We start from the raw sequence: 24,334 nt of genomic DNA, 5'->3' as shown, positions 1-24,334 counted from the left end.
GCGCAAGATTTCTCTGGTTTGCAGTTGCGGTTTGACGCGATAGGGAACTATTTTTCCAGCATGCTAGCATTGATATCGGCAACCTTGGTGCAGCCCGAGAGCGCCATGGCCACACGCATCTCTTTGGCGAAGATGTCGAGAATCTCATTCACGCCGCGTTTTTGTCGCGCTGCCAGCGCATAAACCCAGGGGCGGCCGATCATCACCATTTTGGCGCCCAGCGCCAGCGCGCGCACTGCATCCAAACCCGAGCGCACACCGGAATCCAGAATCAGGCTCAGGTTATCGCCCACCGCATCGGCAATGCGGGGCAGGGCTTTGATCGATGAAAGCGCGCCATCCAATTGGCGGCCGCCGTGATTGGAGACGATCAATCCATCGCAGCCGATGCTGGCTGCTTGCTTGGCGTCAGCGGCATCCAAAATACCTTTAATGACAAAGTGGCCGTCCCATTCGGCGCGGATGCGGTCGATATCCGCCCAGGTGACGGTGGGATCAAAGTTTGCTCCTAACCAGCTCCAGAATTCATCGATACCTGCTTTTTCGCCGAGGATGGGGGCGATATTGCCCAGCGAGTGGGGGCGGCCCAGCAGCCCGACATCCCAGGCCCAGTGAGGTTTGGTGAGTACCTGTGCGACGCGGGTGAGCTTGCGCTGCAGCAGGCTGCCGCCGGATAAACCCGAGCGCATATCGCGGTAGCGAGTGGCGGGTACCGGCATGTCCACGGTGAATAACAAGGTGTTGGTGCCAGCGGCTTTGGCGCGGGCGAGCATTTCGCGCAAAAAGCCGCGATCGCGGATCATATAGAGTTGAAACCAGATGGGCTGGTTGACCCCGGCGCGCACTTCATCAATCGAGCAAGCCGATACGGTCGATAAACAGAAGGGGATGCCTGCTTCTTCCGCCGCCTGCGCCGCTTGCACTTCACCGCGCCGCGCGTTTAACCCGGCTATACCAACCGGCGCTAAACCCAGCGGCAGCTTAAATGTTTGGCCGAATAGTGTTGTTGCAGTGGAGATGCTGGAGACATCGCGCAGCACCCGTTGGCGCAATGCGATCTGCTGCAGGTCGAGCTGGTTATTGCGCAGGGTGGTTTCGCTAAAGGCGCCGCCGTCGATATATTCAAATAAAAAACGGGGCAGGCGCTTGCGCGCGAGGGTGCGATAGTCGTCAACATTGGCGAGGATCATGGCGATTAACCTAGTGTTAAAAAGTGTTATAGTTTTATGGACTCTATGTTAGCATCTTTTATGTATAAACTATTTTTTATATGCAATCTGTGTGACGTAATGAAGATACGTTGCTAGAGTCAATTTAAGCCTGATCGATAACGGGCAATCTCCATCCTAATAATGACAATGTGGAGCTTTAATGTATAACAAACCTAAGTCGGCCAGCTTGCTGCTGCCGCTGATCCTGATTATTAGCCTGTTCTTTTTATGGGGCATGGCCAATAACCTCAACGATATTCTTATCACCCAGTTTAAAAAGGTGTTCACCCTGTCCGACTTTAAAGCCGGGTTGGTGCAATCCGCGTTCTATACCGGCTATTTTGTCTTCTCCATTCCCGCAGCGCTCTGGATGAAACGGTTTGGCTATAAAGCCGCCGTGGTGTTTGGCTTGCTGCTTTATGCCACTGGCGCCTTTCTGTTTTACCCCGCAGCCGCGCAGCGCGAATATGCGCTCTTTCTCGGCGCCCTGTTTGTGATCGCCAGTGGCTTGGCGTTTCTAGAGACCTCGGCCAATCCACTGATTGTTGCTATGGGTGACCCGGCCACCGCCGAGCGGCGCTTGAATTTTGCCCAGTCATTTAACCCGTTTGGCTGCATTGCGGGGATATTGATCGGGCGCGAATTTATTCTCTCCGGCCACGAGCCAAGGGCGGAAGAACTGGCGGCGATGAGTGCTGTGCAGCTGGAGCAGTTTTACCAGTTTGAATCCCAAGCGGTGCAAGGGCCTTATCTGGCGATTGGTTGTCTGGTGCTGCTCTGGGCGCTGCTGGTGTTTATCGTTAAGTTTCCCCACATCGATAAAGACGAGGCCGCCGCCGATGGTCTGGGCAGTTGGGCGGATTACCAAACCCTGCTGCGCAAGGGCGAGTTTATGTTTGGCGTGGCTGCCCAGTTTTTTTATGTGGGCGCGCAGGTCTGTATCTGGAGCTTTTTGATTCGTTACGGGCAAGAGGCGGTGCCGGGTACGGGAGAGAAAACCCTCGCCAGTTATCTGATGGGTTCACTTGTAGTGTTTATGGTGGGGCGCTTTGTCGCCACTGCACTCATGGGGCGCTTCCGTGCCGCCTGGTTAATGTGGGTTTATGCGCTGGCGAATATCGCTCTGTGTGCCTATGCCATTCTTGTTCCCAGCCATTCCGGTTTACTTGCACTGGCGGCCACCAGCTTTTTTATGTCGCTCATGTTTCCCACGATTTTTGCCCTAAGTATTAAAAACCTCGGCGCTTTGGCCAAAGTGGGTTCATCGCTAGTGATTATGGCGATTATTGGCGGTGCAGTACTGACGGCGGTGATGGGGTTTATATCGGATATGGCCTCGATTCACGTGGCAGTCGCGGTGCCACTGGTGTGTTTTGTGGTGATCGCACTCTATGCTCGCCGCTGCGATAAGGCCGAGGTGGCACTCAAGTGATTGATGCACATCAGCATTGTTGGCAGCTTGGCCAGCATGATTGCACTTGGCCAACGCCCGAGCTTGCCGCGATCTACCGCGATTTTGTGCTGGAGGATTTGCTGCCGCTGGCGCATCGCCTTGGAGTCACCGGCTCGGTGCTGGTGCAATCGCAGACTAGCGATGCGGACACGGACTATTTATTAGCGCTTGCGCAGCAATCGGATTTCGTCAAGGCGGTAGTGGGCTGGGTGGATTTGGCCTCACCCGGCGCGCCAGCGCGTATCGCCCAGTTGGCGCAACACCCCAAACTGCGCGGTTTGCGCCCTATGTTGCAAGAGCTGCCAGAGGATGACTGGATTCTGCGCCCGGAATTGGAGCCGGCGCTTGCGGCAATGAAACAGCACCAGCTGAGTTTGGATGCCTTGGTGTATACCCGCCATTTGGTGCACCTGGAGGTGTTTGCCAAACGCCACCCGGAATTGGCCATAGTGATCGATCACGCAGCCAAGCCTGCAGTTAGCGCTCATGATCGTCCAGCGGACGACTGGCGTAGTGCCATAGCGACGATTGCCCAGTGCCCAAATATGTATTGCAAACTATCCGGGGTGGTCACTGAGGCGGGAAAAAATCAGGGCGAAGCTGAGTTGCTGCCCTACCTTCAGTACCTGTTGGCAGTATTTGGCAGTGAGCGATTAATGTGGGGTAGCGATTGGCCCGTCATTCACTTGGCGCCAAATAAACACTTATCCAGCTATAAAAACTGGTTTAGTCTTGTGAATCATGCACTTGCTGGGTGCAAAACAAGTGATTTTGAAAGTGTTTTCATAGGTACAAGTTTGCGTTTTTACCGAATTACGTAAAGTGGAACGATTGGCGCCAAACTCTGCAGGTAGAATCTGGATGACTCTACAGGCACAGACATTCAAGCGCTATCAATGTGGCTTATCGGAATGTGTAGTAATGGGGGTTAGCGGTGATAACGAATAATGAGAAAAAGACTATGACAACTACTATGAACAAACAAATCGACAATGAATTGGCAGACATGGCAGATGACGCCGAGCGTAAATACCGCGCACCGGCACTGGAAAAAGGGTTGGATATCCTTGAATTACTGGCGCGCAACTCGTCGCCAATGACTACTTCGCAGATGGCTGCAGCGCTTGGGCGCTCGGTTAGTGAACTCTTCCGCATGGTGCTCGCGCTCGAATATCGCGGGTTTATCACCCAAATGCCCGATGGCCGTGACGGCTATATGCTTACCAATAAACTTTTCACCTTGGGCATATCCCAGGGGACGGCCAAAACCCTGCTCGAAGTGGCGCTGCCGGTAATGAAAGAGCTGACGCGCGAGCTGGGGCAATCCTGTCATTTGGTTGTGCCATCGGGGGACCAAATAGTGGTGGTTGCGCGCCTTGAGAGCCCAATGGATCTCGGCTTTTCTGTGCGTGTGGGTTATCGCCGCCGCCTGATCGACACCAATTCCGGCGCTTTGCTCTACGGTTTTGCCACACCGGATGTGCAAGCGGGCTGGTTGCCGCTGTTATCGGCAACTGTCGATTTGGAGCGTATTGAGCGTTTTCTGGTCAAAGCGCGCAAAGGGGTAGATCAGGGTTATATCCAGCTGGCGAGTGATTTTGTCGATGGCGTTACCGATTTTTGTGTGCCGATTATTGGTGTGCATGGCGCCGCTGCGGTGATGATTATTCCGTTTATCCATATCAAATCCCAAGCGATTACCCAGGAGCGAGTGCTGGAGCGCTTGCTACAAGCGGCGGATAAGATCTCCCACGGGTTGATCGATTAGTATTTTTAGCTGTTTCCACCCATCAAGAAGCCGACTAACTCAGTCGGCTTTTTTTATGGGCCGAAAGTCAGTGCAACTCGGTTGGGGGTTGACACACACCAAGACAAAAAGTCTAAATAACTATATGTCATTTTTTGATTTCTTAAGATAAAATGATTTTTATTGGCGATTGTTATTTTAAAAATGAAAAGCCAAATATAAAAAGCTAATTATAAAAAAGAGGTTCTGTGGGCAGTTCAATTGCTATTCCCCGGCGCCAGTTTGGGCGCAGTTCGCTGAGCTTATCCCGATTGGGTTTTGGCGCCGCACCCATTGGCAATTTATATCAACCGATAACCGGTGTTCAGGCTGGCCGCGCAGTGAAAGCTGCTCTGTTGTCTGGCATTCGCTACTTTGATACAGCGCCCCATTACGGCTTTGGCCTGAGTGAAACCCGTTTGGGGGCGGCACTTGGCAATATTGCTGCCGCTGAATCGGTGATTGTTTCAACTAAAGTTGGGCGTCTATTAGTGCCGACCAGTTCCAGAGCATCGGTGCGCCATGGCTTTGTGGATGCCCCACCGCTGGAGCCACAGTTTGATTACAGCTATGACGGTGTGATGCGCAGTTTTGAAAGTAGCTTGCAGCGCTTACAGCGCGAGCATATCGATCTATTACTGGCTCACGATCTAGGGCCCTTAACCCACGGTGCGGATCACCCCGCGCGCTTTCGCGAATTTATGGACGGCGGTTATCGCGCCATGAGCGAGTTAAAAGCCGCCGGCCGGGTGACGGCGATTGGTTTGGGCACCAACGAATGGCAAATCTGCGAGGCGGCATTAAAACACGGTGATTTTGACGGTTTCCTCCTTGCGGGGCGTTACACCCTATTGGAGCAAGGCGCCTGCGAAACGTTTTTGCCGCTCTGTGCGCGGCGCGGCGCCTCGGTGATTTTGGGTGGGCCATTTAATTCCGGCATTTTGGCGACCGGTGTAAAAAGCGCTGCTATCGCCAGCGGCAAGGTTCCATTGCACTACAACTACGAACCGGCGCCGCAAGCGATTATTGATCGGGTCGCACAGCTCGAATCGGTGTGCGAAGAGTTTGCCGTTCCGCTCGCTGCTGCCGCGCTGCAATTTCCGGCGGCCCATGCCCAAATTTGTTCGGTATTAGCCGGCTTTGCCAGCGATGCGCAAGTACAACAAGCTGTTTCCTGGATGAACACTCCAATTCCCGATGAGTTTTGGCAGCGGCTGCGTGACCGCGAATTGTTGCACCCCGCTGCCGCTACCCCTGCGTGAACTTTCTTTTTTCTAATAGGGTGCCGCATGACGCAATCCACTGATTCCAATGCACCGCAAAAAACCGCGATAGCACCCGTGATACTGCTGCATCCGGACGACAATATTTTGGTGTGTGTAAAACAATTTCATCCGGGCGATGAAATCACGATCGACGGCGAAACATTGTTGAGTGACATTGACATAGCTGTCGGTCACAAAATTGCGCGCATCAATTTACGGCCGGGCGATAAGGTTTATCGCTACGGCGCGCCTATCGGCTCAATGACTCAGGCCGTTGCCAAAGGTGAGCATGTGCATATGCACAATATGAAAAGTGATTACATTCCCAGTCACACCCGCAGCCGCCAACATAAAGATAGGAGTGACGCATGAGTCAGGCAGTCAGTTTTTCCGGTTGGCAGCGTGCCGACGGGCGCAAAGGTATCCGCAACGTGATTGTGGTGGCTTATTTAGTGGAATGCGCCCATCACGTTACGCGAAAAATTGTGAATCATGTCAATGATATGGATGTGCATTTAATTGGCTTCCCCGGCTGTTATCCCAATCAATACGCCTACGACATGATGCGTGCCGTATGTACCCATCCCAATGTTGGCGGTGCCTTATTGGTATCGCTCGGCTGCGAAAGTATGAATCGCGAGAAATTATTGAGTGACATTCTCGCGAGTGGTCGCCCTGCGGAGTTATTAGTCATTCAAGAAGAGGGCGGCACTAAAAGCACAATTGAATTAGGCATTGCTGCAGTAAAGCGTTTGCAAAGTGAAGCTGCAGCAGTGGCGCGAGTGCCCATGCAGTTAAATGAATTAATTGTGGGGACAATTTGTGGCGGCTCCGACGGCACCAGTGGCATTAGCGCCAATCCGGCCGTTGGTCGCTGTTTTGATGCCTTAGTTGCAGCCGACGCAATTTGTATTTTTGAAGAGACCGGCGAGTTAATCGGCTGCGAAACCATTATGGCAGATCGCGCTGTTACGCCCGAGTTGGGCGCAGAAATTGAAGCCTGCGTGGCCAAAGCGGAACACTATTATCGCGTCATGGGTTTTGGCAGTTTTGCACCGGGCAATGCCGATGGTGGTTTAACTACACTCGAAGAAAAATCCATGGGCGCCTATTCCAAATCTGGTTCATCGCCGATTAGCGGATTAATTAAACCGGGCGATATTCCTCCTGCGGGTGGTTTGTATCTGTTGGATGTGGTCCCCGATGGCGAACCGCGTTTTGGTTTTCCCAATATTTCCGACAACGCTGAAATTATCGAATTAATTGCCTGCGGTTCTCACGTCATTTTATTTACCACCGGGCGCGGTTCGGTGGTGGGCTCGGCGATTTCCCCAGTGATAAAAATTTGCGCCAATCCTGAGACCTATCGCCGCTTGGCAGGAGATATGGATGTGAACGCAGGGCGCATATTGGAAGGCGAGGCAACACTGGATCAGGTAGGTGAAGAAATTTTACAAAACGTAATTGCTGTCGCAGCGGGAAAACGCAGTGTGTCGGAAGAGCTTGGGCATCAGGAATTTATTTTGACCTACAAGGCCTTTGAACCGATTGGTCCAAGCTGTTTGCCGGTGAGACAAATCCAGTGAGACAAAAACGATGAAGCGTCTGGAAGGTAAAACCGCATTAATTACCGCTGCTGCCCAAGGTATTGGCCGTGCGAGCGCAGAATTGTTTGCCGCAGAAGGTGCGCGCGTAATTGCTACCGATATTAATGTAGCGGCGCTGAGCGAATTATCGAATTGCGAAGTCTATGCTCTGGATGTACTGAAACAAGCTGAGATTCAATCCCTGTGCGAAAAAATTGGCAGCATAGATATTTTATTTAACTGCGCCGGTTATGTGCACAGCGGAACGATTTTGGATTGCGATGAACAGGATTGGAATTTTTCCATCGATTTAAACGTGAGCTCTATGTATCGCATGACCCGCACATTTTTACCGGGCATGATCGCACGGGGTGGCGGTTCGATTATCAATATGTCCTCGGTGGCCAGTTCAATCAAAGGTGCACCCAATCGGTTTGCTTATGGCATGACCAAAGCGGCAGTGATCGGATTAACCAAAGCAGTTGCGGCCGATTTTGTCACTCAGGGTGTACGCTGCAATGCAATCTGCCCGGGCACTGTTCAAACCCCGTCACTTGAACAGCGTTTGTATGCAACGGGCGATTATGAAACTGCCTATAAAAATTTTGTCGCGCGCCAACCAATGGGGCGTTTGGGTACTGCACGTGAAATGGCAGAGCTTGCACTTTATTTGGCGAGTGATGCATCGGCATTTACCACCGGCACTATCAATGTGATTGATGGCGGCTGGAGTAATTAATTTTTTGGAGGCTTTAATATGAAATTACTTCGTTACGGAATTGCGGGTCAAGAGCGTCCGGGAATTTTGGATAGCAAGGGTAAAGTACGAGAATTGGGCTCTGTTATTTCCGATATTAACGGTAAAACACTGAGTGAAGAATCGTTGAAAAAAATTGCCAGCCTGGATATCAACTCCCTCCCTATTGTTGATGAGCCGGTGCGTTTCGGCGCTTGTGTTAATAGCGTGGGTAAATTTATTTGTATCGGTTTAAATTATGCTGACCACGCCGCTGAGTCAGGTGTTGCTGTGCCAGCAGAGCCTGTGGTGTTTATGAAAGCAACCAGTGCAATCACTGGTCCCAATGACAATGTAATCAAACCGCGCAATTCCACTAAGCTGGATTGGGAAGTCGAGTTGGGTTTAGTAATTGGCAAGCACGCGAGTTATGTGTCTGAAACTGAGGCTATGGATTACATCGCTGGCTATTGCGTAATTAACGATGTATCCGAGCGCAATTTTCAATTGGAGCGCCCGGGCGGGCAGTGGGATAAAGGTAAGGGTTGCGACAGCTTCGGCCCCATTGGCCCTTACTTAGTTACTAAAGATGAAGTGCCCGATCCACTCAAATTAAATTTGTGGCTAAAAGTAAATGGCAAAACATTTCAAAATGGCTCTACCGATAAGATGGTATTTGGTCCCGCTTTTTTAGTGCATTACCTCTCGCAATTTATGAGTTTGCAGCCGGGCGATGTAATCAGCACCGGCACACCACCAGGTGTCGGCCTTGGGCAAAAACCACCTGTGTATTTAAATGAAGGCGATGTGATGGAGTTGGGCATTGAGGGAATGGGGGTGCAAAAGCAGGTTGTGGTAAACGCAAAATAACGAATCCCAACAATAAAATCAGGCTTACATTAGAGCAACTCAATGAAAAAACGTAATCAATTTGCAGTTTTGGGTTTTATCGCCGCTGCTATTTTTTCAGCAAATTATTCTGCGCAGGCTGAACTCAATTCCAATATCTCGCTTTATCAAACACAGCCATTGCCCTCATGGAATATTTTTATTGAAAATTACGAGCAACAAAAAATGCTCAGTGGCGATTCAGTTGTATTGCCAAAAGGCGATGTTAAGGCGCAGCTTGGTGAAAAAGATGCAAAGCAAGATGCATTGGTATTTAGCTGGAAAGATACCTGGCGCGCGGGCTTGACACTGGAATCCGGAGAGCCCTTGGATTTAACCGTGCATATGAAAACTGGTGTGCTGGCAGTCGATTTAAATATTAACGAGCTGGCCAAAGGCGGCGTATCGTTCAAAATGGAATGCCAAAAACAGGGCTGCGATCGCATAGTGCCGTTTACCATGGCAGCGCGGGATTTGGTTGGCAAAGGTTGGCAAAAAATTTATGTCCCGCTGAGTTGCTTTAAACAAGAGCAAGATAATTTCTCAGCGACGACCATGCCTTTTGCATTGGAAGTGGGGGGCGCCGGTGAAGTGGCTGTCGCCAACGTGCAGTTGCTGATTCATACTCCAAAAAATGTGACCTTGGTTGAATGTCCTGATTACAAAACCGTTTCGGTCACACCCAGCATGTTAAATGAATGGTGGTCAATTGATTGGTGGTTGCCGCGTCACGAGCAAAAACTGGCCGATGCAAAAGCCATTAAAGCCAAAGGCGGAAAAATTGATTTGCTGTTTATTGGCGACTCCATCACCCAGGGGTGGGAGAAAGAAGGCGCTCCTGTATGGGAGAAAAACTATGCAACACGCAATGCCTTTGCCATCGGCTTCGGCGGCGACCGCACAGAAAACGTGCTGTGGCGTTTGCAACATGGCGCGGTTGAAAACATGTCGCCCAAGCTGGTAGTGATGATGATTGGCACCAACAATACCGGGCACCGTCAGGAAAACCCGGCGACTACCGCTGCCGGTATTAAAAATCTGCTCAATGAATTGCAGCAGCGCTTACCGAATTCTAAAATTTTGCTATTAGCTGTTTTCCCGCGCGATGAAAAGCCCGATGGTGAGTTGCGTCAAATTAATAATGGTGTCAATGCAATCATCAAAGGCTTTGTCGACAATAAAAAAATATTTTTTGCCGATATCAATTCTGTATTTTTGACTAAAAAGGGTGTGTTAACCAAAGATATAATGCCGGATCTATTACATCCAAATGAACAGGGCTACGAGTTGTGGGCAGCGGCGTTAGAGCCACATTTGCAGCGCTTGTTAAAGTAAGGCAGATTCGCCGTATCGTGCGTCTTTTTAGGATAATTATTTTTTTGTTGCTCGACGAAATAGATCGACTCAATATATTATAAAATATTATGAGTATACTTATGGTCTTCTAGTCAAGATCACTGATGCCCTAGGAATTGCAAAAGCAGATTCAGTAATAGTCTTTTGACCTGGCGGTTGTTGGTGCAACTTGGCAGAAAGCCCAGGGTTTGACATACTCACATGACGTTATGCTTCATAATCACTACCCGTCTTTAAACGATTGCAATGGAGGGCAGCAGCGTCTCTATTTTCTAGTAACAGAAAATTTTTATATTTAAAAGTCTATTATTCGACTTTGGCCTTTCTATTTTTTGCGCCTACTGCTCTATGTGTCGCCGATCCTGTTACAGGGAAGGCTGAATTCACAGCGGCCTACAATAGGTATCAAGAATGCATCTCTAAGGATGATACTAAATGCGCGCTGGATGCTGCTGCGGTTACGCTTGAATTAGGAAAAGAAATTTTTCCCGCGCAAGGGAAAAATATCGCCAATTTGACGGCTAATCATGCTGTAGCTTTAATGAAGTATTCGAAAGATAAGTCAATTATTTACAGGCATCTTAGACTGGCTCTAGATTTGAATGAGAAAGCTTTCGGTGCTGACTCAGAGGAGGTACTTATTCTCCTTAATTACTTGAACGCTATTGAGATAGACTTTGATGGTAAAGATAAAGCCAAAGATGCCCTCTGGTTTAGGATCAATCAACTTTCTGCAAAATTGTATGGCGGGAAATCCGTAGCTCATGCGGAGAATCTCATGGCAGTTAGTAACGTAATGCTGCTAGGACGTGATTATGATGAAAAAAAGGCAGTATCCATTGCGGGTGAAGCCTATGATATTTTTCTAAATGAATTAGGAGAAAAAAATCCAAAAACTGCTTTTGTGACTTTTAATCTCGGAAAATATTATTTAGCAAGAGAAAAAAATTTAGAAGCTATTGAATATTTCAATAAAGCATTACTAGGTTTCGAGGGAAAAACGGGGCCTGATAATCGGTTCGGCTTAAGCACACACGCATTCTTGGTTGTAGCCTATGAAAATTTAAATCAACGGGATGCAGCAACCAAACATTGCCTTGCAATTGGATCTATGACGCCAGACGATCCAAACAAAGAATATTCGCCGTTGTTAAAGCGAGCGCCTAAATACCCAGAGGAAGCATTGAAGATTCGAGATCAGGGATATGTGGTAGTTGAGTATACTGTTGACGAGATGGGGTTTGTAATTGGTCCAAAAGTAGTTGAGGCATCGGCCGGTCGGAGCTTACAAAAAGCGTCATTGGAAGCGGCATTAAAATTTCGTTATGCCCCTCGATTTTCTGAAGGAAGACCGGTATCAACCGATAGGGTAAAAAACAAATTTACATTCATATTAGATTAGTGACTTAAGATACCGCATTTCAGTATTTAGTTAAATCGCGCGGTGAGCCTTCTAATTCATTACCTTGCTTTTAGTGTAGTGTTATTTTTCCAAACGTTGCTATCGACACTTCGTGCGGCTGAAAAGGTGAAAAAATACGGTACCGCTCTTGAGTGGTGGTATCAGCTTAAGTATATATTATTTGGGTGGTTTTCCCCAATTCATGAGAATTCCAAGCTTGCGCGTGTTAATTCTGTGTTTATTGCAAAAGCGTATAAGACGATTACTAATCTATTCAAGGATATAAATTCATGAAAACTTTACTCTCGGTGTTTGTTATTGCTTTAGGTGTAGCCGTCGTTCCTCTTCAAGCTGAGCCAGTTAAAGTGGATATGAAAGCGGGTTTGTGGGAAAACACGATGACCTGGGATGTGGATAGCGCTAAAGAAATACAGGCCCTGCAGGCCGATCAAATGGAATACGCTATGGCGCAGATGAAAGAACAGTTTGCCAATATGCCGCCGGAGCAGCGCAAACAAATGGAAGTGATTACGGCGCAGATGGGGATAAAAGTATCTGATGAGGATGTAAGTTTTCAGAATGATCAGGTGCAAATATCTACTCAGGGTACCACTGCAAAATCCTGTGTAACGCAAGCAGAAATTGACCGTGGTGAGTTGCCGGATGAAGTTGACGGCTGCAAATCAACACTAAAACAACTGAGCAAAAATCGTTTTAAATCTACCCATTTTTGTGCAGGCGATGAGCAAGCATCGGGTGAGAGTGAGGTTGTATTTGATTCGCCAAAGCATTACACCGGTACCGGTAAGATGAATCAAACTATTGATGGTAAGTCACACACAATGGCATTTAAAATAGCAGGTACATGGTTGAGTAGTGACTGCACTTCGGTAAAACCTAATCGATAAGTAGTGCACATTTTATCGTTGCAATAAACAAAGGCACTCAGCGTGCCTTTGTTGTTTAATAGACCAAAGTTTTTACTGCAACACCCAGCAGCGCACAAACGCCCAGCACTCGAATAATGCTCATCTTTTTATAAAACAATAATCCACTGGCGACTATTCCAATTGACAGTGCGATTTTATCGAGCGATTGAATCCATCCACTATTAGCTCCTTCTGGCCAGAGAGTGTGATACGCAAAAAATAGCGCAAGATTAATAATCACACCCACCACCGCAGCGGTAATGGCAGTGAGTGGTGCGGTAAAGTGCTGATTGCTTTTGGTGGATTCGACCAAGGGCCCGCCCGCTAAAATAAAAATAAACGAGGGTAAAAAAGTAAACCAGGTCACCAGTGTGGCGGCGATTGCGCCCGCTAAAAATAGCGATTCGCCGCCGAGAAACTCTTGTGTGTAAGCACCGATAAAGCCGACAAAAGCGACCACCATGATTAAGGGGCCGGGGGTGGTTTCGCCCAGAGCTAAACCATCCATCATTTGCGCAGGGCTGAGCCATTGGTAATGGGTCACAGCACCTTGATACACATAGGGCAATACCGCGTAGGCGCCGCCAAAAGTGAGCAGTGCGGCGGTGGTAAAAAATAATGCCATTTGGGTAAAACCGTGTTGCCAACCAAAGAGTGAGTGGAGCAACAACATGGGCAAAGCCCAGAGTAATAAGCCGCTGCAGATGACCAATATTAAACGCGACCAGCGAAATATTGCGTGCGCGGGAGTGGGGGTCGTATCGTCGATAATCGCCGCGCCGTAATGCACTTGTTTGGCTTGATGTTTGGCACTTGCATTAAATAATTGCGGCGCAAATTTTCCACCCAGCCAGCCGATAATTCCAGCACTCAAGACAATCCATGGGAAGGGTAAGTGCAGCGCAAAAATCGCGACAAAGGCGGCAATCGCAATTCCCCATAGCCAATTATTTTTTAAACTGCGCGAACCTATGCGCTGGGCTGCTTGCACCACAATCGCGGCCACCGCCGGTTTAATACCATAAAAAATTCCGGCAATCAGGGTGAAGTGGCCATAGGCGATATAGAGCCAAGAGAGAAAAATCAGAATAAAGAGTGACGGTAAGACAAATAAGACCCCTGCAATAATCCCACCCCAAGTGCGGTGCATTAACCAGCCAATATAGGTGGCGAGTTGTTGTGCCTCGGGGCCGGGCAAGAGCATGCAGTAATTGAGTGCGTGTAAAAAACGCTGCTCAGAAATCCAGCGGCGCTGTTCGACCAATTTCTGATGCATGATGGCGATTTGTCCGGCGGGTCCGCCAAAGCTGATAAACCCCAACTTTAACCAAAACTTTAATGCTTGCCAGAGTGTTACAGGAGCGGGAGGTGTGTTCACGTAGCTGCCTTGTTGGTGTGGTTTAGTGGGTTCTAGTGGCGCATCATAACAAGAATGGTGTTGCTTAATTATAGGTGTAATGAGGTGTAATCCCGCTGTAATAATCCCGTCATATAGTGCAGGCCTTCTTTATCTGGCGAGAATTTTTATGTCCCCAAAATCCCATAAACACATGCATTACAACGTGGCCTTGGTTGATAAGTTATGGAATTTGAAACGTTTGTGCGAAACCCATCTGAAAATGCACATTCCGTTAAATATGGTGTTAAAGGATGAAGAGTATCGTACCGAGTTATTAGAAAAGGCGCTGTTGGCCAATAACGATGAGCTAACCCAATTGGTGTGGGATGTGCGCCATATGGAAGATGCGATAGTCACCGCAACCCACACTGGGGATGAATTTAAGCCGCGCAAAAAAACGCGGTACAGTATTAAGTTGAATTTTATTGCTGCAGCAGCTTGCTCATTATTGTTAATTTTGAGTGGCTATTTATTGCGCTCCTTTTTGCCGTTGGATGCAGGTGAAGTATTTGTATTGCAAGCCATTACTGACACTCGAGTCACCTCGGCGGTGAATCCTGTGGCCGCGCCTAAGTACGTGCCCGGTAGCCCAGTGGTGCGCGCAGGCAAACCGCTATTTCGTGTTCATGGATCCAACACTGTTGGCGAAAAATTAACGCCGCGCCTGGTGGAGTCTTATTTGATGGCACGCGGCGCAACTGACATTAAAACTGAACAAGGTCGTACAGAGACTGAAAAAGCAGTCACTGCGCAGCTTAATGGACGCATTGAGTTTATTGAAATTCATGCACATGGATCGAGTACTGCGTTTACCGATTTGTTGCAAGGCAGTGCCGAACTGGGTATGTCGTCGCGCCGGATAAAAGAACAAGAGCGGGAATTGCTGTTGGCTAAAAGTGGTGATCTAACAGAAGCAGGTAGCGAGCATATTATCGGGTTGGATGGTTTGGCGATTATTACCAACACTAAAAACCCGCTTACTAAACTTTCAATTCCTCAGCTGGTTAAAATATTTTCTGGCGAGATAACTAATTGGTCGGCTTTGGGAGGTAGGGATTTACCGATCAATCTTTATGCGCGAGATGAAAATTCCGGTACCTGGGATTCATTTAAAAGTATGGTGCTGGAGCCCGCTTCTGCGAGCCTTGCGTTAACCGCAAAGCGGATTGAATCCAGTACAGTCTTATCAGACTCGGTTGCGAAAGATGAGGGTGGCATTGGCTTTATTGGTTTGCCCTATGTGCGCCGTGCAAAATTGATGGCAATTTCTGCGACCAAAAGCTCCAAAGCTATATTGCCGACGCACTTCACCGTGAGCACAGAAGATTATCCGCTCGCGCGCCGGTTATATTTTTACTTGCCGCAGAAAAATATCAATAACGATGCAGAAGATTTTGTCCGCTTTAGTGCAACTGAACGCGGCCAGAGTATCGTTGAGGATATAGGTTTGGTGTCGCAAAATATTAAAACTGGCCAGCCCTTCAACAATAATTTTTACCCGGAAGAAATGCGCAGCCTTACCGCGCGCTCGCAGCGGTTATCGATTAATTTTCGTTTTAAAGACGGCAGCGACGAATTGGATACCAAAGGTATTTCAGATCTTGATCGTTTGGTGAAGTATGTAGAAATCAATTCACCCAAGCGCGTTCAATTATTTGGTTTTTCTGATAGCGAAGGTGATAAGGCTGAAAATCTTGCCCTCTCACTGCGCCGCGCCCAAGTGGTAGAGCAGCAGTTAATTGCACGCGGCATCTATCCGCTAGTAGCTCGCGGTTTAGGGGAGGTGGCACCACTGGCGAGTAGTAAATCGGAGGGGGGGCGCAGAATGAACCGCAGGGTTGAGGTTTGGATTTTATAGTAAAAATAAATCTTCCAGCAAAGCGCCTCAGCTAAGTTCATTGTCACTCCCGTTTGCGGGAGTGTTTGATCTTATAACCTATGGAGCCCCGCACGCGGGGATGACATTCATGGGGAATTGAGCAAAATACAATTGACGGGTTTTTTCCTAATCAGGCCCTTTTATTTCACTTTGAAAAATTCCATCATTTGCTGCAACTGCACTGCCTGGCTGGTGAGCTCTTCAGCGGTGGAATAAAGCTCCTCGGCGGATGATGAATTTTGTTGAGTGGCAACACTGATTTGTGAAATGGCGATAGTGATTTGGTTGGCGCCCATGGTTTGTTCATCGCTAGCGGCAGATATTTCTTGCACCAGATCTGCCGTTTTGCGAATTGCCGGAACAATTTCATCCAGTAATTGGCCAGCACTTTCAGCAAGTTTTACTGAGCCGCCCGCCAGTTCGCCAATTTCCTTTGCAGCGCTTTGGCTTCGTCCAGCAAGTTTGCGCACTTCACTCGCTACCACAGCAAACCCTCGACCATGTTCGCCCGCGCGACCCGCTTCAATTGCTGCGTTGAGTGCGAGCAAATTAGTTTGGTAGGCAATGTCATCAATCACACTGATTTTTTGTGCAATTTTGCGCATGGCATCAACGGTATTTTTAACCGCATCGCCACCTTGATGTGCTTCTGCTGCGCTTTTGCTGGCGATACTATCGGTGACTTTGGCATTGTCATTGTTCTGGCCGATAGAGGCGGTGATTTCTTCCATGGATGCGCTGGTTTCTTCAATGCTCGCCGCCTGTTGTGTTGCGGCTTGGCTGAGCGATTGTGCGGTGGCACTGAGTTCTTCTGATGCGGATGAAAGTGAATCGGCAGTGGAGCGGACATCGCCAATAATTTCTGAGAGTTTGGTGACCATTTGGCGAATCGCAAACAAAATACTGCTTTGGTCTTGGGCTTTGGTATTTACCTCTACCGACAAGTCGCCTTGAGCTATGCGGTAAATAACATCGGCGGTGTAGTTGGGTTCTCCGCCTAATTGTTTGAGCAGGCTGCGGGTAATTAAAAAACTCAACCCAATCGCAATCAGAATGCTAACCAAAATAATAATGCTATTGAGCATCATGGTACGTTCATAGCGCTGGGTGGAAAGGTCGTATTCTTCTTTAGCGACATTGACCTGAAGTTTATTGAGCGCAGTAAACACTTCATTAAGCGGATCAAAAATAGGGTAGATGCCAGTCTGGGTGAAGTTATTAATGGCATCTATATTTTTGCTGCTGTACCAGCCCTGTAAATCTTTCAGTTGTTGATGAGTTTGATTAATTAACGGGGTGGCGGTTTTGACGAGTTTTTTTTCGTCGTCAATTAAATAGGTTGTGAGATAGTTTTCCCAAAGAGCATCGGTTGCGGGCAGAGTTTCTTGGGTGATTTGCAACGCTTCTTCCAGCGTGATAATTCCTTTCACTGTTTTTTGCGGTACATCTACCAATATCAATGCAAAATTATCGATCACTTCTTTGAGGTCGCGCATGGGCTCGACCCGGTCAACATACACTGTGCGCATACCATGGTTGGCATCGCGCATTCCCTGTATACCCAAAACGCCAATAATCACCATAAGAACAACGAGAGTGCCAGCGAGTATTGCGAGGCGTAGGGCAACTTTCATATTGCTAAACATAGTGTACTCCTTGACTGCTTGTGCCATGGCCATGTTGGATAATCAAGGCTGTGGTGGGGCTACCAATTTACTAATGAAATAGAGTCCGAACACCTGACAATGAGTGCTTGGGGAATGCTATGAACCTTAGTAAGCAGAGTGATATTTGTCAAAAAGCGGCGGTTGGGTAGAACTACTCAACCTGAGGGCAAGGTGAAATCAATTTTTACTGAGCAGCCACGTTTTGGCGGACTCCGTATCGGTAAACAATCTGCCGTAGCCAATCGAACGGCTGGCGAGCACATCGCGCACAAACTGTGTGGTTTCGCGGGTGCGTGGATTTTTATCCACCCAAGCAAAACGATGTTTTTGGGTGATGCCGACTTTTTTGAATAGCGCAGGGTGATCAAAGGCCTCCAGAGTAGATACCGAATCAAACAAGTATTGCTCGCCAAGTACTTTGTAGCATTGGTATTGCTCGCAGGCATTGACCACACTTTGCCACATATATTCAGCATTCTCATAGGTGCCCATACCGCGCACTTCTACGTGTAAGTAAGCATCACAGTGGGTTATTTTCAGATCGATGTCGGGCAATTAGCGTCACTCTTTAAAAGTTAAATGTTAAAAGTTAGTTAGAAGTTGATTGGCGTAAATCGGCAAGCACTGTTCCTGCTGCGAGGATTTCTTGCTCGTGTTCTGGTTCGCGCCAGGTTTCTGCCAAACTACTGGCATACCATTCTTGCATGGCGGGAATAGTTAATAAGCGTGTTAAATATTCTGTTGCTGGACCGCTTAATGGCAAACCATAGGTTTGAAAACGAAATGCAACTGGCGCAAAAAACGCATCGACAGCGGTAAAAGCATTGCCTGCTAAAAATGCTCCACCAAACTTACGTAAACCTTCGCTCCAGAGTTCATCAATGCGCGCTATATCTTTTTGCAGTGCAGGGGAAATCTCATGCATTTGAATGCGGTGGCCGCAGCTCATGCCGCAGGAATTGCGAAGTGCTTGAAAACCGGAATGCATTTCAGCGCTGGCAGAGCGCGCCCAGGCGCGAGCGATTTTGTCTTCGGGCCAAACCTGCGGATAGGTTTCGGCCAGGTATTCAGTAATGGCGAGCGAATCCCATACGGTGTACTCGCCATCTTGCAAACAGGGCACTCTCCCGTTGGGAGAAAAAGTGCGGTAAGTGTCCCAGCTGCTGCCGGTATCTAACGGATGAATTTGTTCGCTAAAAGGAATATTCAATGTGCGCATTAACACCCAGGGGCGCAGCGACCAAGATGAATAATTTTTGTTGGCGATATGCAGCGTAAGCATTGGTGAACTCCTTGTGGTGAGCTAATCGCACGGGGAGTAAACGCTATCACAGTTGTGCACAAATAAGATGCAAGAATTAACCAAACCTAACAAAAAGCCAGCGCGAGGCTGGCTTTGTTGATTGCGGCTGGTTTTATTTATCAGACTGCTGCGAGGGCGTTTAAACTCCAGTCGATCGCTTCGCGGTAGTGATGTTCGGGCAATGAATCGCCGAGCAACACCAGTGTCTCGCGGATCTCGGTGATATTGGTGCTGACGATATTAATGTGCCCCACCTTGCGGCCAGCGCGCACTTCTTTGCCGTACCAATAGGTGCGGGCACAGGGCAGGTCACGCCATGCGGGATTGTAGTCGGTGCCGATGAGATTGATCATCACATTCTGGCCAATCACTTGTGCTGCTGGTGTCGCCATTCCGGCTACCGCGCGCAAGTGATATTCAAACTGGCTGATGCTTGCACCCGCTTGCGTCCAGTGGCCAGAGTTGTGTACCCGCGGTGCCAATTCGTTAATCAGCAATTGATCGCCCACGCGGAAGGTTTCCATCGCCATGACGCCCACATAATCCAGCGCATTTAAAATTTTGCCGAGCATTTCTTCAGCTTGGGCTTGCAGCGGTTGCAAACGCGCGAGCGGCGCGACTGAAGCGTAAAGAATGCCACTTAAATGCAGGTTCAAGGTGAGTGGATAAAACACGCACTCGCCTTGCGAGTTGCGCACGCCAACCAGTGATACTTCTTCATCAAAGTTGATTGCCTGTTCAGCGATCGCTTCGCCTTGCCAATCCTCGGGCACTTCATCTTCATCGGTGCGCAGCCAGTGTTGACCGCGACCGTCATAGCCGCCGGTGCGGCGCTTGAGTAAAACGTGTTCGCTCAGTTGGTCGCGCAATTCGTTGGCGGTGATATCGTTGGCGACATTGCGCCAAGGCGCAGTGGCGATCCCGAGTGAATCGATGAGTTCTTTTTGGGTTTTGCGGTCGGCCAAGCGGCCAAAAATCGCCTGATTAATAAAGCGCGGGTGTTGGGCAAGGGCGTGTGTCACCAGGGTTTCTGGCCACTGCTCGCGCTCGGCGGTGACCAAGTCATCTGGCGCGAGTGCAGGGGCGGTTGCTTCATTGATATCTACCGGGCACACATCCAGCGCCAATGGCATACCGGCGTGCTTGAGCATCGCACCCAATTGACCTGCACCTAACACCCAAATTCGTTGACTCATGCCTAACCTCAAAAAGCGCTTACTGACTACCAAGGGAAACTATCAAATATGACTTATTGATCTCTTGCTATTGATCTCTAGGGTCCGGATTATCCAGAACCGCCTGCGTCTGGTCGTGGCGGAATTGTTCGATTTTGGCAGCCAACGCCGGATCAGTCACCGCCAGAATTTGGCAGGCCAGTAAACCGGCATTAAACGCACCGGCCAGACCTATCGCCAGAGTTCCAACCGCAACACCTTTGGGCATCTGCACAATAGAATAGAGGCTGTCTACACCGCTCAAGGCTTTGCTCTGCACGGGCACACCCAGTACCGGCAAGCGGGTATGCGCTGCGACCATACCGGGCAAATGCGCCGCGCCGCCAGCGCCGGCGATAATCACTGCATAGCCATTATCTACCGCTGTTTCGGCAAATTCAGTCAGCTTCTGCGGGGTGCGGTGGGCAGACACCACTTCAGTATGGTACTCAACACCCATCTGCTCCAGTATTTCTACTGCCGCCTGCATAGTGGCCCAATCGCTCTTGGAACCCATAATCACTGCAACTTTTCTTGCCATAGCTGTGCCTAAACCTATCTGAATTACCCCATAACCCTATGGGAATGGGCGAGAATCGGAAAAAAGGCGCGCATATTAGCACAAACAATCCAAATGGCGGCGATGGTTACAAATTAAGCATGACAGGGCTTTGGCTCATGGGGTCAGCGCTTGGCTGAGGCAAATTTTATGGGGTATTAGCATGGGGGCACTGGGCATTTTTAAAGTCTGGTTTTACCATGAGCTCCATTTCCTTTCTTCTTTCAGTGTGACGACCTCCTATGATTATCCGCCCAAAATTACATTGGTTTCGCATGCTGTTTGTATGGCGTGGCTCATTGTTATCCCGCATTTTGCCGCGTTTATTTACGCTTGTAGTTCTGGCGACAATAGTTGTATTTGTGCGGCAAGATTATCCGCATCTACTGCCTGATCTTACGCCCATTCCGTTCACCCTGTTGGGGATCGCCTTGGCGATCTTCTTGAGCTTTCGCAATTCGGTTAGCTATGACCGGTTTTGGGAGGCGCGCAAATTATGGGGTGGTGTGCTCAATGAAACCCGCGCGCTGACGCGCGAGCAACTGACCGCAGCAGATGCAAGCGATGAGCAAAATCGCCAATTCGTTTACACCCTGATTGCTTTTGTACACGCACTGCGCGCGCAATTGCGCGAGACAGACGCAACGCCTGCGCTGCAAAAACTGTTGCGCCCAGAAGTGCAGGAGACAGTTATTCAGGGAAGATTCAAACCGGAGTTAGTGATACTGGATGCGGCGCAACAGTTGCGCACTATGCGTAAGCAAGAACAGCTTTGCCCGATTTTATTTGCGCGTATGGATCAGCATTTGTCGCAACTCAGTGCTTGTTTGGGCGGTTGTGAGCGCATCGCCAGCACGCCAGTGCCGTTTGGATACTCGGTGATTTTGCATCGCACGGTTTATTCGTATTGTTTCCTGCTACCACTCGGGCTGGCGGCAACATTAGGTTTTATGACACCGGTAATTATCGCTTTTGTCGCCTACACTTTTTTGGCATTAGAAGCGCTGGCCGAAGAGTTGCAAGACCCGTTTGGAACAGAGCCAAATGATCTGGCGCTGGATGCGATGACTCATACTATTGAATCATCCCTGCGCGAAATGCTCGGCGAGCCTATCGACCCGCCTCCCGCCGTTCCAGACAATTGTGTGGTGACTTGAACCTGATAAAGTGTAAATAGCTGATTTTTCTGCTTGAAATTTTAATTGCCAACTCACTGCAAAATCGGCGTCACCCAATTCACCCAGCGCGAAATTTCAACAGGGAAAGTACCATCGGTTTTTTGTACATGGGTGCTTACACGGTTGTTGTGCAATAAAAACTTTTCCACAAAGGCATTCACTGCCGGTTGTTGGCTGGCGGGGAGTTGGCAGTGGTTGTGGCCGTCTACTTGGGTTACGCCCATGTTGTCGGCTGCGCCTAATGCTTTCCAAATTTCGCGCGCTACAACGGCAGTAGTGTAAGTACTTTGATTGCCCAGCCATTCCATGCCGGTGTTTTCTACGACTAATAATCCACGCGGAGCGATTAAGCCCATCACACTGTGGTGATCAAAGGGCAGTTTGTTTGCGGCTTCGCTGAAAATTTTAAATTGTTCGGTAAACCATACATTTTCAGTCACGATTTGGCGCAGGGTTTGTACGTTTTGGCCAGAGGCTAATTGTGCGTCAGAAATGCGCCAGCTAGCGGCGCCGCCGGAACCTGATTCTTGCATGATGGTGAGTGCTAGTCGCTCATCAAATGCTCCTGCGATTAACGCGCCTTTGCCATTGCGTGAACAACCGGTAACACCTACTCGCTGCGGGTCGATGATGGTGTTGCTGGTGTTGTGTAAAACATCGAGCAGACGGCTTACGCCCCAGGCCCAGGCCATCATGGCGCTGGCGCGGTGATCGCTGCCGTATATTTCATAGAACAAACCTTTGCCGCGCGATTGCCCATTGTGTTGTTCACCCAGCAAATTATTGGGAAATTGAATAACGGCGATACCTTGGCGCGATAGCTCGTCATTATTCAAATAAGAATTGCCTATGCCAATTATTGCGGGGTAGGGTGCGACGCCGGTACTGGGCAGCGTGATGAGCGCATCAAAGGCGATTTGTTTGTCCTTGTCGCGCACAATTACAGAAATTTTTCCGCTGCTAACTGATCCGGCAACCTGTTGCGGGGCGGGTGGTTTTTCGCCTAGTTCATAGGCTTGCGCCTGTGCTGCAATTTCTGCGCGACGACAAGGCCATTGTTTTTTAGTCAATACTGGTGTGCCGTCCATAAAAATAAATGGATTGGGCAGTTTGCCTATTTCGGGTAGATCGGCAAATGGTTTGAGTGCTGCAATCACGCAGTCTTGAGTAGAATTTTCTACTAAAACAGCCGCGCTGGAATTGTTTGCGTTTACCGATGTTGCAACTGCTGAAGCTGTGACTGACACCTGCGAACTAGTGGAGGTGATCTTTGCATCGCTATTGCCACCGCATCCCAATAAATGAATGCAGAGCGCGGGGAATAAAAAATAATGTTTGAGTAAAACTCTCATGCCTGTTCCTTTCTTATGTTTAGGATTCTGCTGAGAGGTTGCGTTTGTTGGGTAATGTATTTTTGTTGTTCGGCAACCATAGTGGGTTTGCGCCTTATCTGCAATTTGCTAAACACGTCTTATCACTTCCCATCGTCTTTGGTTGCCGCTCGCGCCAAGCGGTCATTCACATCATTCCATTCAGTTGATTGCGGTGGTTGTTCCATCCAAATTGCATCTATATCGAGTGCGTCCAACTCGTGCAATGTGCTGTATAACGCTTGGGCATAAAGTGATTTGTTGGATGATGCGGCGCGATAGATTGGCGTGCTGCCAGATAAGTTTTCGATTGTGTTGCTCGCTGATTGAATGGCCTGGCTGTAAAAAACTACGGCGATGCGCTGGCTACTGCGCTTGATCTGTTGCATTAGTTCATCGGTGGCGAAAATATGCAGCGGTTTGCGCGGTTGATAATGCTGTTTTTTATTGCCCGAGATGGCTACCTCATGGCGCTGCGGTGCGGCCACTGGCTGGCCTAAACACTGGGCGATGGCATCGGCGGTAATGGGGCCGGCGCGCAGTATGCGCGGTTGGGATTGGGTCAAATCGACGATGGTGGATTCCAGCCCGAGTTGGCAGCTGCCGCCGTCTAGAATCGCCGCGATTTTGCCCGACAGCCCCTTGGCCACATGTGTTGCCTGAGTGGGGCTGAGTTGTTGGTAGGGGTTTGCCGAGGGCGCGGCTAGCCCGAGTTCGGTCATGCGCAACAGGTTTTGCATCACCGGGTGGGTGGGCATGCGCAAGGCGATATTGGGTTCGCCACCGGTGACACAAGAGTCTACATGGGCGGCTTTTTTGAGCAGTAGGGTGAGTGGCCCCGGCCAAAAATGGCTGGCGAGGGCAAAGGCGCTGGCGGGGATTTGCTCGGCCCAGCGGTGCATATGCTCAGGTTCGGCGATATGCACAATCAGCGGGTGATTGGCTGGGCGCCCCTTGGCCTTAAAAATCCGGGCGACCGCCTCTGGGTTGCTGGCGTCCGCCGCGAGACCATAAACGGTTTCGGTGGGTACCGCGACCAGTTTGCCCTCGATTAACAGTTGGGCTGCGCGCGCCAGTTGTAAGGGCTGATCGGCGAACAGGTATTCAGTGTGCATAGGTCGCTGCTCTCATTACTCTCGTTATGCTCGTGACT

The 24,334-nt window shown here is 49.2% G+C and carries 22 protein-coding genes; 13 read left to right on the top strand and 9 right to left on the bottom strand.

What is annotated here, in order from left to right:
- Positions 1–47: 47 nt before the first annotated feature.
- Complete coding sequence (locus AWU77_RS11730; protein ID WP_062063559.1) at positions 48–1,190, bottom strand: L-lactate dehydrogenase; 1,143 nt, start codon at positions 1,188–1,190, stop codon at positions 48–50.
- Between the two features lie 181 nt (positions 1,191–1,371).
- Between AWU77_RS11730 and fucP the strand changes: the two genes are divergently transcribed.
- The 11 genes from fucP (at position 1,372) to AWU77_RS11670 (ending at position 12,591) form a co-directional block, all read left to right on the top strand.
- Positions 1,372–2,643 (top strand): L-fucose:H+ symporter permease, encoded by a 1,272-nt coding sequence (gene fucP / locus AWU77_RS11725; RefSeq protein WP_062063557.1) that lies wholly within the window; start codon positions 1,372–1,374, stop codon positions 2,641–2,643.
- Positions 2,640–3,485: an amidohydrolase gene (locus tag AWU77_RS11720; RefSeq protein WP_062063555.1), complete on the top strand. Its 846-nt coding sequence runs from the start codon at positions 2,640–2,642 to the stop codon at positions 3,483–3,485. Before fucP ends, AWU77_RS11720 begins: the two co-directional genes overlap by 4 nt.
- A 140-nt stretch (positions 3,486–3,625) precedes the next feature.
- Positions 3,626–4,432, top strand: a complete 807-nt coding sequence (locus AWU77_RS11715) for an IclR family transcriptional regulator (RefSeq protein WP_084618308.1) — start codon at positions 3,626–3,628, stop codon at positions 4,430–4,432.
- Between the two features lie 227 nt (positions 4,433–4,659).
- Entirely contained in the window at positions 4,660–5,712 is a 1,053-nt protein-coding gene (locus AWU77_RS11710) for an aldo/keto reductase (protein WP_062063553.1), read from the top strand.
- A gap of 27 nt (positions 5,713–5,739) precedes the next feature.
- A complete protein-coding gene (locus tag AWU77_RS11705) occupies positions 5,740–6,087 on the top strand; it encodes a UxaA family hydrolase (RefSeq protein WP_062063551.1) in 348 nt (115 codons plus the stop codon).
- Positions 6,084–7,301: a UxaA family hydrolase gene (locus tag AWU77_RS11700; protein ID WP_062063549.1), complete on the top strand. Its 1,218-nt coding sequence runs from the start codon at positions 6,084–6,086 to the stop codon at positions 7,299–7,301. Before AWU77_RS11705 ends, AWU77_RS11700 begins: the two co-directional genes overlap by 4 nt.
- 10 nt (positions 7,302–7,311) lie before the next feature.
- On the top strand, positions 7,312–8,040 hold the full coding sequence (locus AWU77_RS11695) for an SDR family oxidoreductase (RefSeq protein WP_062063547.1): 729 nt from the start codon (positions 7,312–7,314) through the stop codon (positions 8,038–8,040).
- 18 nt (positions 8,041–8,058) lie between these two features.
- Positions 8,059–8,907: a fumarylacetoacetate hydrolase family protein gene (locus AWU77_RS11690; protein WP_062063545.1), complete on the top strand. Its 849-nt coding sequence runs from the start codon at positions 8,059–8,061 to the stop codon at positions 8,905–8,907.
- A 42-nt stretch (positions 8,908–8,949) separates the two neighbouring features.
- Positions 8,950–10,260, top strand: a complete 1,311-nt coding sequence (locus tag AWU77_RS11685; protein ID WP_062063543.1) for a putative glycoside hydrolase — start codon at positions 8,950–8,952, stop codon at positions 10,258–10,260.
- A gap of 337 nt (positions 10,261–10,597) precedes the next feature.
- Positions 10,598–11,683, top strand: coding sequence for a TonB family protein (locus AWU77_RS11680; protein WP_062063541.1), 1,086 nt, complete (start codon positions 10,598–10,600; stop codon positions 11,681–11,683).
- A 290-nt stretch (positions 11,684–11,973) separates the two neighbouring features.
- On the top strand, positions 11,974–12,591 hold the full coding sequence (locus AWU77_RS11670; RefSeq protein ID WP_062063537.1) for a DUF3617 domain-containing protein: 618 nt from the start codon (positions 11,974–11,976) through the stop codon (positions 12,589–12,591).
- A 55-nt stretch (positions 12,592–12,646) separates the two neighbouring features.
- Here AWU77_RS11670 and chrA read toward each other — a convergent pair whose 3' ends face one another.
- Positions 12,647–13,990: a chromate efflux transporter gene (gene chrA, locus AWU77_RS11665; RefSeq protein ID WP_062063535.1), complete on the bottom strand. Its 1,344-nt coding sequence runs from the start codon at positions 13,988–13,990 to the stop codon at positions 12,647–12,649.
- Positions 13,991–14,138: 148 nt separating this feature from the next.
- On the opposite strand from chrA, the gene AWU77_RS11660 reads away from it, so the two are divergent.
- Positions 14,139–15,869, top strand: coding sequence for a phosphate ABC transporter substrate-binding/OmpA family protein (locus tag AWU77_RS11660; RefSeq protein WP_062063533.1), 1,731 nt, complete (start codon positions 14,139–14,141; stop codon positions 15,867–15,869).
- A 161-nt stretch (positions 15,870–16,030) separates the two neighbouring features.
- Here AWU77_RS11660 and AWU77_RS11655 read toward each other — a convergent pair whose 3' ends face one another.
- The 5 genes from AWU77_RS11655 to purE form a co-directional block, all read right to left on the bottom strand.
- Positions 16,031–17,536 (bottom strand): methyl-accepting chemotaxis protein, encoded by a 1,506-nt coding sequence (locus AWU77_RS11655; RefSeq protein WP_062063531.1) that lies wholly within the window; start codon positions 17,534–17,536, stop codon positions 16,031–16,033.
- 198 nt (positions 17,537–17,734) lie between these two features.
- Positions 17,735–18,112 carry a hypothetical protein gene (locus AWU77_RS11650; protein ID WP_238582395.1) on the bottom strand — a complete coding sequence of 126 codons (378 nt, stop codon included), beginning with the start codon at positions 18,110–18,112 and terminating at the stop codon, positions 17,735–17,737.
- A gap of 34 nt (positions 18,113–18,146) precedes the next feature.
- Entirely contained in the window at positions 18,147–18,839 is a 693-nt protein-coding gene (locus AWU77_RS11645) for a glutathione S-transferase family protein (RefSeq protein WP_062063529.1), read from the bottom strand.
- A gap of 140 nt (positions 18,840–18,979) precedes the next feature.
- On the bottom strand, positions 18,980–20,056 hold the full coding sequence (gene purK, locus AWU77_RS11640; RefSeq protein ID WP_062063526.1) for a 5-(carboxyamino)imidazole ribonucleotide synthase: 1,077 nt from the start codon (positions 20,054–20,056) through the stop codon (positions 18,980–18,982).
- A 67-nt stretch (positions 20,057–20,123) separates the two neighbouring features.
- The gene (gene purE / locus AWU77_RS11635; RefSeq protein ID WP_062063524.1) at positions 20,124–20,615 is read right to left on the bottom strand and encodes a 5-(carboxyamino)imidazole ribonucleotide mutase; all 492 of its coding nucleotides are present in this window, start codon (positions 20,613–20,615) and stop codon (positions 20,124–20,126) included.
- A 260-nt stretch (positions 20,616–20,875) separates the two neighbouring features.
- Here purE and AWU77_RS11630 point away from each other — a divergent pair, with 260 nt between their 5' ends.
- Positions 20,876–21,790, top strand: a complete 915-nt coding sequence (locus AWU77_RS11630) for a bestrophin family protein (RefSeq protein WP_062063522.1) — start codon at positions 20,876–20,878, stop codon at positions 21,788–21,790.
- Positions 21,791–21,843: 53 nt separating this feature from the next.
- Here AWU77_RS11630 and AWU77_RS11625 read toward each other — a convergent pair whose 3' ends face one another.
- Both AWU77_RS11625 and AWU77_RS11620 read right to left on the bottom strand, forming a co-directional pair.
- Positions 21,844–23,163 (bottom strand): hypothetical protein, encoded by a 1,320-nt coding sequence (locus tag AWU77_RS11625; RefSeq protein WP_062063520.1) that lies wholly within the window; start codon positions 23,161–23,163, stop codon positions 21,844–21,846.
- Positions 23,164–23,285: 122 nt separating this feature from the next.
- The gene (locus tag AWU77_RS11620; protein WP_062063518.1) at positions 23,286–24,296 is read right to left on the bottom strand and encodes an L-threonylcarbamoyladenylate synthase; all 1,011 of its coding nucleotides are present in this window, start codon (positions 24,294–24,296) and stop codon (positions 23,286–23,288) included.
- Positions 24,297–24,334 lie beyond the last annotated feature (38 nt).

The organism is Cellvibrio sp. OA-2007 (genome assembly GCF_000953825.1).
GTDB lineage: Bacteria > Pseudomonadota > Gammaproteobacteria > Pseudomonadales > Cellvibrionaceae > Cellvibrio.
Note: the sequence above shows the minus strand (reverse complement) of the source record. Positions and strands in the feature narration are given on the sequence as shown.

Bases quoted from the DNA above. Each gene is read 5' to 3' on its own strand.
- AWU77_RS11685 (WP_062063543.1), top strand. From the start codon at position 8,950: ATGAAAAAACGTAATCAATTTGCAGTTTTGGGTTTTATCGCCGCTGCT.
- AWU77_RS11660 (WP_062063533.1), top strand. From the start codon at position 14,139: ATGTCCCCAAAATCCCATAAACACATGCATTACAACGTGGCCTTGGTT.
- AWU77_RS11700 (WP_062063549.1), top strand. From the start codon at position 6,084: ATGAGTCAGGCAGTCAGTTTTTCCGGTTGGCAGCGTGCCGACGGGCGC.
- purK (WP_062063526.1), bottom strand. From the start codon at position 20,056: ATGAGTCAACGAATTTGGGTGTTAGGTGCAGGTCAATTGGGTGCGATG.
- AWU77_RS11695 (WP_062063547.1), top strand. From the start codon at position 7,312: ATGAAGCGTCTGGAAGGTAAAACCGCATTAATTACCGCTGCTGCCCAA.
- AWU77_RS11715 (WP_084618308.1), top strand. From the start codon at position 3,626: ATGACAACTACTATGAACAAACAAATCGACAATGAATTGGCAGACATG.
- AWU77_RS11670 (WP_062063537.1), top strand. From the start codon at position 11,974: ATGAAAACTTTACTCTCGGTGTTTGTTATTGCTTTAGGTGTAGCCGTC.
- purE (WP_062063524.1), bottom strand. From the start codon at position 20,615: ATGGCAAGAAAAGTTGCAGTGATTATGGGTTCCAAGAGCGATTGGGCC.
- AWU77_RS11730 (WP_062063559.1), bottom strand. From the start codon at position 1,190: ATGATCCTCGCCAATGTTGACGACTATCGCACCCTCGCGCGCAAGCGC.
- AWU77_RS11690 (WP_062063545.1), top strand. From the start codon at position 8,059: ATGAAATTACTTCGTTACGGAATTGCGGGTCAAGAGCGTCCGGGAATT.
- AWU77_RS11645 (WP_062063529.1), bottom strand. From the start codon at position 18,839: ATGCTTACGCTGCATATCGCCAACAAAAATTATTCATCTTGGTCGCTG.
- fucP (WP_062063557.1), top strand. From the start codon at position 1,372: ATGTATAACAAACCTAAGTCGGCCAGCTTGCTGCTGCCGCTGATCCTG.
- AWU77_RS11705 (WP_062063551.1), top strand. From the start codon at position 5,740: ATGACGCAATCCACTGATTCCAATGCACCGCAAAAAACCGCGATAGCA.
- AWU77_RS11625 (WP_062063520.1), bottom strand. From the start codon at position 23,163: ATGAGAGTTTTACTCAAACATTATTTTTTATTCCCCGCGCTCTGCATT.
- AWU77_RS11620 (WP_062063518.1), bottom strand. From the start codon at position 24,296: ATGCACACTGAATACCTGTTCGCCGATCAGCCCTTACAACTGGCGCGC.
- AWU77_RS11630 (WP_062063522.1), top strand. From the start codon at position 20,876: ATGATTATCCGCCCAAAATTACATTGGTTTCGCATGCTGTTTGTATGG.
- AWU77_RS11655 (WP_062063531.1), bottom strand. From the start codon at position 17,536: ATGTTTAGCAATATGAAAGTTGCCCTACGCCTCGCAATACTCGCTGGC.